Origin of the sequence: Caballeronia udeis (assembly GCF_001544555.2) — a bacterium.
Classification (GTDB): Bacteria; Pseudomonadota; Gammaproteobacteria; order Burkholderiales; family Burkholderiaceae; genus Caballeronia; species Caballeronia udeis.
The window spans coordinates 1-12557 of the sequence record NZ_FCOK02000134.1; the positions used below are offsets into that span (position 1 = coordinate 1).

Genomic DNA, 12557 nt, shown 5'->3' on the forward strand with positions numbered 1-12557 from the left:
ACCGCAGCCGATACCTCGTTCAGGCATCACATCAAGATCAACTTGGCAAACCGGGCGGTGTCCATATAAGGGCGTGTACACGGTGTCGTACTTTCCATCCGATCCGCAGGATGAACGCACATTGCACATCGATAGATATAGTGGCCGGATTCTCTCTGACATCGCGTATCCGGATTACGGGCGCGTCGCTCAATGGATTTCGTATGGCACGTCGCTGCACATGGGGCGCTATTTCGGCGTGGCGAACCAGATTCTCGCGTCGCTGATCTCGCTCGGACTGGCGGCGATGTCGGTCAGTGGCTTCGTGATGTGGCGCAAACGCAAGCCGGGCAGGGCGCTCGGCGCGCCGTCGCGACCGGTTCTCGATCCACCGATGCGCGCGTGGGTCGGCGGCCTGACTGCGCTCGGTATCGTTTTCCCGATGATGGGTCTGACAATGCTGATTGTGTGGATATCGGACCGCTTGTTTTCCAGTCTCGGCAAAGTTGCCAGTACGCGATGAGATGATAAGTGAGCCAGCCGGCGGCCAGCGTGTCGCCGGCCGTCTGGTCAACGCATCGCAAACCTATCTTGAACCGAACTTCAACCGTGCAAGCTGTTCGGCTTCGTTCGCGAGCAGCGTGGCGGCGTCGCGAATGGCGACTTCCAGCGTGATTGGCCCGGGCGCGGGAGAAAAACATCCGCTGAAATGCTCGGACAAACGCGGCAGCGCAGCCGGGTCGATGGCGCCCGACAGCAACGACGCTTCCACGCCATGCGCACGAGCGTGCTGACATGCGATAAACGGCGCCTTGCCGTGCAGCGTCTGCACGTCCGAGCGTCCTTCACCTGTGATGAGCCAGTTCGCGCCCTCGAGCGCGGCATCGAGCCCCACTTCACGCGCGACCACCTCTGCGCCGGCCTCGAAACGCGCGCCGAGCATATGCAGCGCAAAACCCAGCCCGCCCGCCGCGCCCGCGCCGGGTTTATCTCGCCCGGCGCGTTGCAGCGCCGGTTCGAGCAGGTCGGCAAAATGGCCGAGCGCTGCATCGATTGTCGCGATCTGGTCGGGCGTCACGCCTTTTTGCGGCCCGAAAACAGCCGTAGCGCCGTGCTCGCCGGTGAGCGGATTGTTCACGTCGGACATACCCGTGAATTCGGCGTCGCGCACGCGCGGATCAAGCCCCGTCGCGTCAATGCGGGAGATCCGCGCAAGTTGCGACGGGACCGGGTCGAGCGCCTTGCCGTCTGCATCGAAGAGTTTCAGGCCCAGGCCCACCAGAAGCCCTGCGCCGCCGTCATTCGTGCTGCTTCCGCCCAGCGCCACATAGAATTTGCGCACACCGAGATCGAGCAGCGTGCGGATCGCTTCGCCCATGCCGAGCGTGCTGCGCTCGGCGACCGCCACGGCCATGCCGTCAGGGTCCGTGATTCCCACGACTTCAGCCGTTTCGACGATCGCGCTGCCGTCCGCCAGCAAACCCGTCGCGGCGTCGCGTCGTTCGGACGCCGCGCCACGCACGTTGATCAGGCGCCGCTCGCCGCCCGCCGCGAGCATGGCGTCGAGCGTGCCTTCGCCGCCGTCGGCCATCGGCACGATGCGGATGACGGCGTCGCTGCGCGCCCGCCGGATACCGCTCGCAATTGCGTCCGCGACCTGTTCCGCGCTGAGCGAACCCTTGAAGGAATCCGGGGCGATGACTACAACGGGGGAAGGAGGCGACGAAGAAAAACCGGCAGGCTGGGTATTCGGCATGATGTCTCGAGTTATGAATTCGCTTGAAATCTAGCGACACGGCCCGAATTAATCAAACCTTATGCATGTACGGCATGCGTTCGATGCGCGCAGGCAATGCAACGGCTGCGCAGCGGGCTGCCCGCCGGAGCGGGAGAGGCGCTGCGCTCAGGGCGGCATCGGGTTGGTATGGAGTTGGCATCGAATGAGCTTCAGGGCAGCGTCAAGGTGGCATTACGGCGGCCCGGGGCCACGAAACACGCACCAAAACCGCGAAAATGGGCCGAATTTAGCGGTATTTGACAGCCGCGACTCTCATCCGCCACGACCCTTGCAAATAGTTTGGTAAAATGTTTGGCTCTGTTGACTCAAACCGGCGCGGACGGCTTCCTGTCACGGCTTGACTGGGCTCCGCCAATGAGCACCGGCCAGGCTGCTTGCAGTGTTCAGGAACCGCGAGACGCCGTGCGCCTATCGCGGCGCGAGATCGAAGCAGAACTGACCAGACACACGAACCCGAATACTCGATTTACTCTAGGACGATAGAAGCCATGGCTAACGTTGTTGAAAACCTCGGCAAGCTGGAACGCCGTGTGACGATTTCCCTGCCGAAAGATACGGTGCAAAAGGAAGTGGACTCGCGTATCCGTCAGCTGGCGAAAAACGTGCGCATGCCGGGTTTCCGCCCTGGCAAGGTGCCGCTCAAGATGGTGACGCAGCAGTACCAGGGCCAGGTTGAAGCCGAAGTGCTGAGCGACAAGGTCGGCAAGGAATTCTTCGACGTCACGCGCACCGAAAACCTGCGTGTGGCAGGCCAGCCGAGCTTCGCGCCCAAGGGCGGCGAAGTAGCGGACGAAGCGAGCGATTACGCGTTCGACGCAACCTTCGAGGTATACCCCGAAGTCAAGATTGGCGACGTGGCAACGGCTGAAATCGAACGGACGGTCACGACCATCTCGGAAGCAGAAATCGATCGCACGCTGGAAATCCTGCGCAAGCAGCGCGTGCATTACCACGCACGCGGCGAAGGCGGCGAGCACGGTGACGGCGGCGCGGATACGGCGGCGAAAGACGGTGACCGCGTGACCATGGACTTCGTCGGCAAGCTCGACGGCGTGCTGTTCGAAGGCGGCAGCGCTGAAGACTTCACATTCGTGCTGGGTGAAGGCCGCATGTTGCCGGAATTCGAAACGGCGGCGCTCGGCCTGAAGGTCGGCGAGTCGAAGGAATTCGACCTCAAGTTCCCGGACGACTACCACGGCAAGGACGTAGCCGGCAAAACGGCGCAGTTCACCATCACGATGAAGAAGATCGAATGGGCGCACCTGCCGGAAATCGATACCGATTTCGCGAAATCGCTGGGTGTGGAAGACGGCGACACGGCCAAGATGCGCGGCGAGATCAAGGACAACCTGGAGCGTGAAGCCAAGCGCCGCACGCAGCAGATCGTGAAGAACCAGGTCATGGACGCCTTGCTGAAGATCTCCGAACTCGACGTGCCGAAGGCCCTGATCGAGCAGGATCAGCAACGTCTGGTGGAAATGGCGCGTCAGGATCTGCAACAACGCGGTGTGCCGAACGCAGCGGACGCGCCCATTCCCGCAGAAATGTTCGCAGAACAAGCTGAGCGCCGCGTCAAGCTGGGCCTGGTTCTGGCCGAACTGGTCAAGGCTAATGACCTGCAGGCGAAGCCGGAACAGATCCGCGCGGAAGTGGACGAATTCGCGAAAAGCTACGAGGACCCGAAGGAAGTCGTCCGCTGGTATTATTCGAATCAGCAGCGCCTCGCCGAAATGGAAGCGTACGTTGTGGAAAGCAACGTCGTGGACTTCGTGCTCGGCAAGGCCCGAGTGAGCGACAAGGAAGTAAGCTTCGAAGAATTGGCCAGCGCGACGGCGCAAGCGTAAGCAGCGTCGACAAGGCGTGCAGGGCCGTCGAGGTGACGGGCCGGCACGCCTTTTTTGCATTTCGGTTGTGTCGCCGGTTCTGGTTGCCAAGTTGTGCCGTTTTTCGGATGTTCCTTTGTCGTTCAGTATCCCTATTCCCAACAAGGAAATTGCATGACCTTCCGCGCTCAATTACTGGAAACGCTCGCGTCGAACGCTCCGCATGATTTCGAAACCAAGGCGCTCGGTCTGGTGCCCATGGTGGTGGAAACGAGCGGTCGCGGCGAACGTGCCTATGACATCTATTCGCGCTTGCTGAAAGAGCGCCTGGTGTTCCTGGTTGGCGAAGTGAACGACCAGACGGCCAATCTGGTGGTTGCGCAGTTGCTGTTTCTCGAAAGCGAAAACCCCGACAAGGACATCAGCCTGTACATCAACAGCCCGGGGGGCTCGGTGTCGGCTGGCATGGCGATTTACGACACCATGCAGTTCGTGAAGCCGGATGTCGCCACGCTGTGCATGGGACTGGCTGCGAGCATGGGCGCGTTCCTGCTGGCAGCGGGCGCCAAGGGCAAGCGCGTAGCGCTGCCCAACTCGCGCGTGATGATTCACCAGCCGCTTGGCGGCGCGCGCGGGCAAGCGTCGGACATCGAAATTCAGGCACGGGAAATCCTGTACCTGAAGGAGCGTCTGAACCAGCTGCTGTCGCACCATACGGGTCAGCCGGTGGAACGTCTCGCACGCGACACCGACCGCGACAATTTCATGTCCGGCGATGACGCGCAGGCGTACGGCATTGTCGATCAGGTTCTTCACAAGCGTCCCTGACCGGGCGCTGCGCCGGTCGTTGGGGAATAACGGGCCGGCCGTTCCGTTTTGTCCATACGGACGTTGCGGTTTTGGACCAGGCGGCCAACGGCGGCGCGGAGAATCCGAGCCGCACGCCAGGCTGGAGCCAACGCGGAAAACGGCGTCAAAGCACACGCCACACACGCTTTCAACCTGCGTACATGCCATTTCTGCGTAGGTGAATTGAGCGGCGTATTATGTAATCGAGTGTCCGGAGGCTCGCACATCCATGGCGGACAAAAAAGGTTCTAACAGCGAAAAGCTGTTGTATTGCTCGTTCTGCGGCAAGAGCCAGCACGAGGTCAAGAAGCTGATAGCAGGTCCTTCTGTGTTCATCTGTGATGAATGCATCGACTTGTGCAATGAAATCATCCGCGACGAAGCTGCCGGCGCGGCGGAAGAGGCTGGCCTGACGAAGTCGGATCTGCCGAGCCCGCAGGAGATCAGCGAGATCCTGAACCAGTACGTGATTGGTCAGGAACGCGCAAAGCGGATTCTTGCAGTGGCGGTGTATAACCACTACAAGCGCCTCAAGCATCTCGAGAAGAAAGACGATATCGAGTTGTCGAAGAGCAACATCCTGCTGATCGGACCCACGGGTTCGGGCAAGACCTTGCTTGCACAAACGCTCGCGCGCATGTTGAACGTCCCGTTCGTGATTGCAGACGCAACCACGCTGACGGAGGCCGGCTATGTGGGCGAGGACGTTGAAAACATTATTCAGAAGCTGCTGCAAAACTGTAACTACGAAGTCGACAAGGCCCAGCGCGGCATTGTCTACATCGACGAAATCGACAAGATCAGCCGCAAGTCGGATAACCCGTCCATCACGCGCGACGTGTCGGGCGAGGGCGTCCAGCAAGCGCTGCTGAAGCTGGTCGAAGGCACGATGGCTTCAGTGCCCCCGCAAGGCGGCCGCAAGCACCCGAACCAGGACTTCATCCAGGTCGACACCACCAATATCCTGTTCATTTGCGGCGGCGCGTTCGATGGCCTCGAGAAGGTCATCATCGACCGGACGGAAAAGACGGGTATTGGTTTTGGCGCAAGCGTGAAGAGTAAAGTTGATCGCGACGCGGGCGAAGTGCTGCGCGAAGTGGAACCGGAAGATTTGATCAAGTTTGGCCTGATCCCCGAGCTGATCGGCCGTCTGCCCGTGGTGGCGACGCTCGGCAAGCTGGATGAAGACGCACTGATCAAGATCCTGACCGAGCCGAAGAATGCGCTGGTGAAGCAGTATCACAAGCTGTTCAATATGGAACGCGTGGACCTGGAGATTCGTCCGGGCGCGTTGAAGGCCATTGCGTTGAAGGCTATCCGCCGCAAGACGGGTGCGCGTGGTCTGCGGTCCATTCTGGAGCAGGCGTTGCTGGACGTGATGTACGAGTTGCCCGCAATGAAAGGTGTGAGCAAGGTCATCGTGGACGACAACACAATTGATGGCGATGGCAAGCCGCTCTTGATCTACGAAGACACGCCGAAGGTAGCAGGTTCTAACTGAGTTGGGCTGTGTGTCGGCGAAAAGCCGTTCATGGCAACGTGAACGGCTTTTTGTTTATTTTTCGGATATCTTGTGGACGTTACTGACACGTTACTGAGGCGAATTTTTTCGATTCATTGATCTTTTCCCACACGCTTAAGGCTTGCAATCCATTTTGACGGCCTTATTTACGACTGAACTGATTCCACTACTGGGGAAATGAAAATGTCAGGAACCCAACTCCTCCCGCAGGAACGTATTACTCTCCCGCTGCTTCCGCTGCGTGACGTAGTCGTTTTCCCGCACATGGTGATTCCGCTTTTTGTCGGACGACCCAAATCGATCAAGGCACTCGAAGCCGCGATGGAAGGTGGCAAGCACATCATGCTTGTCGCCCAGAAGACCGCTGCGAAAGACGAGCCGACCGAAAAAGACATGTACGAAGTGGGATGTATCGCAAACATCCTGCAAATGCTGAAGCTGCCGGACGGCACCGTGAAGGTGCTGGTCGAAGGCTTGCAGCGTGCCAAGACGCTCACGATCGAAGAACAGGAAACACAGTTTTCCTGCGACGTGATGCCGCTCGAACCCGACCATGCCGACAGCGCTGAAACTGAAGCGCTGCGCCGCGCGATCGTGTCGCAGTTCGATCAGTACGTGAAACTCAACAAGAAGATCCCTCCCGAGATCCTGACGTCGCTGTCGGGTATTGACGAAGCGGGTCGCCTGGCTGACACCATCGCCGCGCATTTGCCGCTGAAGCTCGACCAGAAGCAACACATCCTCGAGATGTTCCCGGTCGTGGAACGCCTTGAGCATCTGCTTGCCCAGCTCGAAGCCGAGATCGACATTCTTCAGGTCGAAAAGCGTATCCGCGGACGCGTGAAGCGTCAGATGGAAAAGAGCCAGCGCGAGTACTACCTGAACGAACAGGTCAAGGCGATCCAGAAGGAACTGGGCGAAGGCGAGGAAGGTGCGGATCTCGAGGAACTCGAGAAGCGCATCACCAACGCGCGCATGCCTAAGGAAGCCAAGAAGAAGGCGGATGCCGAGCTCAAGAAGCTCAAGCTGATGTCGCCGATGTCGGCTGAAGCCACCGTTGTGCGCAACTACATCGACACGCTGATCGGCTTGCCGTGGCGCAAGAAGAGCAAGGTCAACAATGACCTCTCGAATGCGGAACGCGTGCTCGACGAAGATCACTTTGGCCTCGAGAAGGTCAAGGAACGGATCCTCGAGTATCTTGCGGTCCAACAACGCGTTGAAAAGGTCAAGGCGCCTATCCTGTGCCTCGTCGGGCCTCCGGGCGTCGGCAAGACCTCGCTGGGCCAGTCGATCGCCCGCGCAACGAACCGCAAGTTCGTACGCATGGCGCTTGGCGGCGTGCATGACGAGTCCGAGATTCGCGGTCACCGTCGCACGTATATCGGGTCGATGCCCGGCAAGATCCTGCAAAGCCTGGCGAAAGTCGGCGTGCGCAATCCGCTTTTCCTGCTCGACGAAGTCGACAAGATGGGCATGGATTTCCGCGGCGACCCGGCGTCTGCGCTGCTCGAAGTGCTCGATCCGGAACAGAACCATACGTTTGCTGATCACTACATCGAAGTGGACTTCGACTTGTCGGACGTGATGTTCGTGGCGACGTCGAACTCGCTGAACATTCCGCCGCCGTTGCTCGACCGGATGGAAGTGATTCGTCTCTCGGGTTACACCGAGGACGAGAAGGTCAACATCGCGCAGAAGTACCTGTTGCCGAAGCAGACCCGCAACAACGGCCTGAAGGCTGGCGAGATGGATCTGACGGAAGAAGCGATCCGCGACATCATTCGTTACTACACGCGTGAAGCCGGCGTTCGTTCGCTTGAGCGAGAAATGTCGAAGATCTGCCGCAAGGTCGTGAAGATGCTTCTGCTGAAGAAGGCAGAAGGCGCGGTCAAGGTCGATGGCAGCAATCTCGACACGTTCCTCGGCGTGCGCAAGACCGACTTTGGTCTGGCAGCGAAGGAGAACCAGGTCGGCCAGGTGACGGGTCTCGCGTGGACGGAGGTGGGTGGCGATCTGCTGACCATCGAAGCCGCGGTGATGCCGGGTAAGGGCAACATCATCCGCACGGGTTCGCTCGGCGACGTGATGAAGGAGTCGGTCGAGGCAGCACGTTCAGTGGTGCGTTCGCGTTCGCGTCGTCTGGGTGTGTCGGATGAGGCGTTCGAGAAGAAGGACATCCACATTCACGTGCCCGAAGGCGCAACGCCGAAGGACGGTCCGTCCGCCGGTATCGCGATGACGACAGCGCTGGTGTCCGTGCTCACCGGTATTCCGGTTCGTGCCGACGTGGCCATGACTGGCGAAATTACGTTGCGCGGCGAAGTGTTGCCTATCGGCGGATTGAAGGAGAAGTTGCTGGCGGCGCATCGCGGCGGCATCAAGCTCGTGCTGATCCCTGAAGAAAACACGAAGGATCTGGCCGAGATTCCGGACAACGTGAAGAACGCGATCGAAATCGTTCCGGTTCGCTGGATCGACAAGGTCCTCGAGCTTGCGCTCGAACGTGTTCCCGCTGCCTTGCCGGAAGAAGAAGCCAAGCCGGCAACGCCTGCTGTTGCGGAAAAGAAGGACGCGCCGGCAGCTGGTGAGTTCGTGAAGCATTAAACGCCCGTCGAGGCGCGGCCGGAAGCGGTTGCACCAGAGTCGAGCGAACCTAAAAACCCGCGTGGTCAGTGTGAACTGACCACGCGGGTTTTTTATTGGCGCGTCCATCACGCGATTTAATGCCTCAGAGACCCTCTAATCAGGCTCAATCCCGGTTGACACCTGTGTTTCGGCTACTTCTAATGACCGCCGCACCAGGGGCTTCCGAGGCTCGTGCTCAAGCGGCCTGTCGTGAACCTACTCTTGCAGTATCGCCCATCCACAAACCATCATTCGGGGGATCACAATGAACAAGACTGACCTGATCGACCATATTGCGCAGCAAGCAGACATCTCCAAAGCGGCGGCTGGTCGCGCGCTCGAAGCCGTGATCGGCGGGGTCAAGACGACCCTGAAGAAGGGCGGCTCGGTGACGCTGGTCGGCTTCGGCACCTTTGCCGTGGGCAAGCGGACGGCGCGTATCGGCCGTAACCCCCGCACCGGCGATGAAATCAAGATCAAAGCCGCGAAAGTTCCGAAGTTTCGCCCTGGCAAAGCGCTGAAAGATGCGCTAAACTAGCGGACTCGCTGGATACGGAACGGTTTGAAACAGTTTCGAGTCTGGCGGACCGGATCGCACACTTCGCAACATGGTGATGATCGCTTGAGGAAATCGCAGCAAAAGATTCGCGAAGCGGGTGATTAGCTCAGTTGGTAGAGCGGCGCCCTTACAAGGCGTAGGTCGGCGGTTCGAGCCCGTCATCACCCACCAGACCGTTTCGCAAGCAGCGTCCAGAGCAGTCTGAAGAAGTACAGAGAAGTATCCGCAAACCCGCATGGCTATTGGCTCTGCGGGTTTTTTATTGCCTGCGAATTGTCTTGGGACGTCTTGGGACCGTCCAGTATGTTCCAGCTAGATCCGAACTTTGAGCGTTGTATTTTTCGTTGTATTTTCGTATTCACGAGAGTCCGCGAATGGGTATACGACGATGTCGAAGACCGTACTTCATCAGCTCACCCTCCTAGAGATTGTGAACGCCAAGGCTGCCACGAGACCTTACACGCTCGTCAACGGAGGGCGGCTTTACGTATTGGTTAAGCCCGACGGCACCAAGCTTTGGCGGTGGAATTACGACTTCGCCGGCAAAACCAAAACCATGGCACTCGGTCGATGGCCTGAGGTCAGTGAGAAGGAGGCGAGGGCCGCACACGCCGCCGGGCGGCAGTTGCTACGGCTGGGCGTTGACCCCATGGAACGGCGGCGGCAGACAAAAGCCCAGGCGCGATTCAATGTCAACTCGACATTCGAATCGGTCGCGAAGACATGGATCAGGGAACAAAAGGCGCATTGGTCCGTGAATTATCTCGACAAGATCGAGCGGAGACTTGTCAAGAATGTCTATCCTTGGCTGGGTAGCCGACCGATGTCCGTGCTGCTTTGCAGTTAACTCCGCTAGTGTTTCAGCGTCCAGGCCAGATAAGGCGGGCGGCATGGGAGTAATTCGATCTGAAGGGCGGCCTATGGGTGTGCCCCGCAACCATGATGAAGGGCAAACTTGAACGCAAACGAAGTGGGCCCCCTCATCTGGTGCCACTGTCGCGGCAGGCCGTTTCGATACTGAGGGAGCTGTATTTCTTGACGGGACCGACCGGCTATGTTTTCCCAAGCCGGAAGGCGGGTGTTCCTATTTCAGATGGCACCATCAATGCTGCTCTCCGTACGCTGGGTTATTCAGAGCAGGAAATGACGGGTCACGGTTTTCGTGCGACGGCCCGTACATTAGTTCGTGAGCGGCTCGGTTGCGACAAGGAGATCGTGGAACGCCATCTGGCCCATGGCAGCGACGAGGAGTGGGGAAATGCCTACGATAGAGCGCAATTTATCGAGCAACGTACCAAGATGGCGCAGGAATGGGCCGACTATCTTGATCGCCTTGCAATAGGGCTGGTGGACGGTGCTTCGATCGATGCGGCGAGGCGGGCCCCATCGCTTGTTGCCACAATAAGCGACGAAGGTACATCGGAGTCGATCTCGATCTGATTAACTCGGCGCTTCGCGGCTTGGATATAAGCGCATTGAACCGATTGGATGCGACTCTCGCGGAGCGTTCTCGCTGTTCAATGAACAGATGACATCCCGACACAAATGAACACCAAATCTCTCACGGCGAGCACGATGTAGTCTTGGGGCAACTTCGCGAATACCTGCCAGCGCATCAATGGGCAATGCCCATGTGATCCGATTCAACTGATATAGTCTAAATAGGATTACGAAATATCGGTGTTCAGTTATCGCGAACGAGCTGGTACCGTCGCGGGTAATCCGCTGCTCGTCGCACCGTGCCGGTTCCTGGCGACCATGCAGATCGGGTTGGCCAGGGAGATACAGGGCAAACGCTTCGAAGCCTGGCGCAAGACTGCCGGGCGCCTGTCGGAGGAACGTCAACGAATTGTCGACGCAATAAGAGCCGGCGACGTTGACGGCGCGCGTGCCGCTGCCCGCGCGTTTCACGAGCGCTCATTCAAGGTGATCACCGCGTTGCCGAACGCCGCTGGGCCACTCATTTCCGATCCGGCGATCTCGACGCTCTTTACATCGCTACTGCAAGACTGGGCGAACCCTGCATAACTGCTTCGCGGATGCGACAAGCCTGAATTGATGCGAAATTCGCGCAACTGCACTAGGCGGGTAATGGAAACTGACAACGCAGCGTGAAGCAAATGCATCACGCTGCATTCACGCCGGATCCTGATAGCCAGACTGCATCAAGTTGATGCAGTCCTTCTTTCCGTTCTCATACCCGCAGATCGTCATTTTCAATCAATAAGGTATCCACATTTATAAGAAGAATCTCGGCCGAGCCGGTTATTTGCACCAGAACAAAAATTTTCACCATAAAGATAGTCGATACCAGACAACAACGAGAACGTAGCCGCCAAGTCTCGTCAGCTGCTACCTGTCCCCCCGACAGGGCAGTGGAAATGAACACCTGGTTCTGGCATTGTTTTACCCATCTACGACTGAACGATTGCTCAGCTTGGGAGAACCGGTCATATGGCATATCTCGATGTCATGGACGCAAAAACAGCGTTCATCAGCCCCGAAAATGCGCGCGACAAGGGAACGGAACTTCAGGAAGCCTATGTTGGCGCGAGTCCGTTTCCCCATACCGTTATAGACAACTTCCTGCCGGATGAACTGGCTCAGCGAATTCTTGATAGCTTTGCATCCAGTGAGGGCGGCGATGACCTTAATCAGAGTTATGAGCGCGCCCAAGAGCGGTTCAAGACCAGCTATCACCCCGACACTCTCGACCCCGAGCTTCGGGCTATTTTCTATGCGTTTAATTCTCGCCCCTTCCTGAAGGTGGTTGAAAATCTCACAGGCGTCAAGGGACTGATTCCTGATCCATATTTCTTTGGCGGTGGTCTCCATGAGATCAATCAGGGTGGTCATCTGTCCATGCATGCCGACTTCAATCACCACAAGCCCCTCAACATCGAAAGACGCATCAACCTTTTGATCTATCTCAACAAGGACTGGAAGGACGAGTACGGTGGCCAGCTGGAATTGTGGGATGCCGCAATGACGAAAAAATACCACTCGATTGTTCCGATCTTCAACAGGTGCGTGATCTTCAACACGACGTCGAACAGTATGCACGGCAACCCGCATCCGGTCAGTCATCCAGATAAGGTTTCTCGGAAGTCGGTAGCCCTGTATTACTACACGGCTACCTGGGACGGGTCGAAAAGGTCGCACACGACGCAGTTCAAGGTCCGCCCCGGCAGTGGCGACCAGCAGGATTGGACCATCAAGCTTCGTGAGTTGAAGGATGATCTGGTCCCCCCAATTGTGAACCGCAAGATGGGTAATCTCATGCGTCGACTAAAAAGGGCGCAATAGTCCTTCCAACGTTAGCCCGTACTTTTCCCCATCAATTAGCCGAAACCTCCGCTAGCATTGGGTTTCGGCTATTTTTAGGGTTTAGGTGTAGCC

The 12557-nt window shown here is 58.1% G+C and carries 11 protein-coding genes and 1 tRNA gene; 11 read left to right on the forward strand and 1 reads right to left on the reverse strand.

Features of this window, described 5'->3' with window-relative positions; translation table 11 throughout:
• A partial coding sequence (locus AWB69_RS43720; protein WP_197500480.1) for a PepSY domain-containing protein occupies window positions 1–502 on the forward strand: 502 nt, incomplete at its 5' end.
• A 63-nt stretch (window positions 503–565) separates the two neighbouring features.
• Here AWB69_RS43720 and AWB69_RS43725 read toward each other — a convergent pair.
• Window positions 566–1735: a glycerate kinase gene (locus tag AWB69_RS43725; protein WP_062092989.1), complete on the reverse strand. Its 1170-nt coding sequence runs from the start codon at window positions 1733–1735 to the stop codon at window positions 566–568.
• 530 nt (window positions 1736–2265) lie between these two features.
• Between AWB69_RS43725 and tig the strand changes: the two genes are divergently transcribed.
• The 10 genes from tig (at window position 2266) to AWB69_RS43775 (ending at window position 12464) form a co-directional block, all read left to right on the forward strand.
• Window positions 2266–3621, forward strand: a complete 1356-nt coding sequence (tig, locus tag AWB69_RS43730; RefSeq protein ID WP_062092990.1) for a trigger factor — start codon at window positions 2266–2268, stop codon at window positions 3619–3621.
• Window positions 3622–3774: 153 nt separating this feature from the next.
• Window positions 3775–4428 (forward strand): ATP-dependent Clp endopeptidase proteolytic subunit ClpP, encoded by a 654-nt coding sequence (gene clpP / locus AWB69_RS43735; protein WP_062092991.1) that lies wholly within the window; start codon window positions 3775–3777, stop codon window positions 4426–4428.
• Between the two features lie 250 nt (window positions 4429–4678).
• Window positions 4679–5950, forward strand: coding sequence for an ATP-dependent Clp protease ATP-binding subunit ClpX (clpX, locus tag AWB69_RS43740; RefSeq protein WP_031359732.1), 1272 nt, complete (start codon window positions 4679–4681; stop codon window positions 5948–5950).
• Between the two features lie 204 nt (window positions 5951–6154).
• On the forward strand, window positions 6155–8578 hold the full coding sequence (lon, locus tag AWB69_RS43745; protein WP_062092997.1) for an endopeptidase La: 2424 nt from the start codon (window positions 6155–6157) through the stop codon (window positions 8576–8578).
• A gap of 280 nt (window positions 8579–8858) precedes the next feature.
• On the forward strand, window positions 8859–9137 hold the full coding sequence (locus tag AWB69_RS43750; RefSeq protein WP_255540614.1) for an HU family DNA-binding protein: 279 nt from the start codon (window positions 8859–8861) through the stop codon (window positions 9135–9137).
• A gap of 116 nt (window positions 9138–9253) precedes the next feature.
• Window positions 9254–9329: transfer RNA gene (locus AWB69_RS43755), tRNA-Val, on the forward strand.
• A gap of 217 nt (window positions 9330–9546) precedes the next feature.
• Window positions 9547–10005: a tyrosine-type recombinase/integrase gene (locus AWB69_RS43760; RefSeq protein WP_062092993.1), complete on the forward strand. Its 459-nt coding sequence runs from the start codon at window positions 9547–9549 to the stop codon at window positions 10003–10005.
• A 77-nt stretch (window positions 10006–10082) separates the two neighbouring features.
• Complete coding sequence (locus AWB69_RS43765) at window positions 10083–10598, forward strand: tyrosine-type recombinase/integrase (protein ID WP_075644100.1); 516 nt, start codon at window positions 10083–10085, stop codon at window positions 10596–10598.
• Between the two features lie 240 nt (window positions 10599–10838).
• Window positions 10839–11186, forward strand: coding sequence for an FCD domain-containing protein (locus tag AWB69_RS43770; RefSeq protein ID WP_062092995.1), 348 nt, complete (start codon window positions 10839–10841; stop codon window positions 11184–11186).
• 426 nt (window positions 11187–11612) lie between these two features.
• Window positions 11613–12464 (forward strand): 2OG-Fe(II) oxygenase, encoded by an 852-nt coding sequence (locus AWB69_RS43775; protein ID WP_062092996.1) that lies wholly within the window; start codon window positions 11613–11615, stop codon window positions 12462–12464.
• The last annotated feature ends 93 nt before the right edge of the window (window positions 12465–12557 follow it).

Coding starts and splice junctions, on each gene's coding strand:
- AWB69_RS43725 (WP_062092989.1), bottom strand. CDS start 1,735: ATGCCGAATACCCAGCCTGCCGGTTTTTCTTCGTCGCCTCCTTCCCCC.
- tig (WP_062092990.1), top strand. CDS start 2,266: ATGGCTAACGTTGTTGAAAACCTCGGCAAGCTGGAACGCCGTGTGACG.
- clpP (WP_062092991.1), top strand. CDS start 3,775: ATGACCTTCCGCGCTCAATTACTGGAAACGCTCGCGTCGAACGCTCCG.
- clpX (WP_031359732.1), top strand. CDS start 4,679: ATGGCGGACAAAAAAGGTTCTAACAGCGAAAAGCTGTTGTATTGCTCG.
- lon (WP_062092997.1), top strand. CDS start 6,155: ATGTCAGGAACCCAACTCCTCCCGCAGGAACGTATTACTCTCCCGCTG.
- AWB69_RS43760 (WP_062092993.1), top strand. CDS start 9,547: ATGTCGAAGACCGTACTTCATCAGCTCACCCTCCTAGAGATTGTGAAC.
- AWB69_RS43775 (WP_062092996.1), top strand. CDS start 11,613: ATGGCATATCTCGATGTCATGGACGCAAAAACAGCGTTCATCAGCCCC.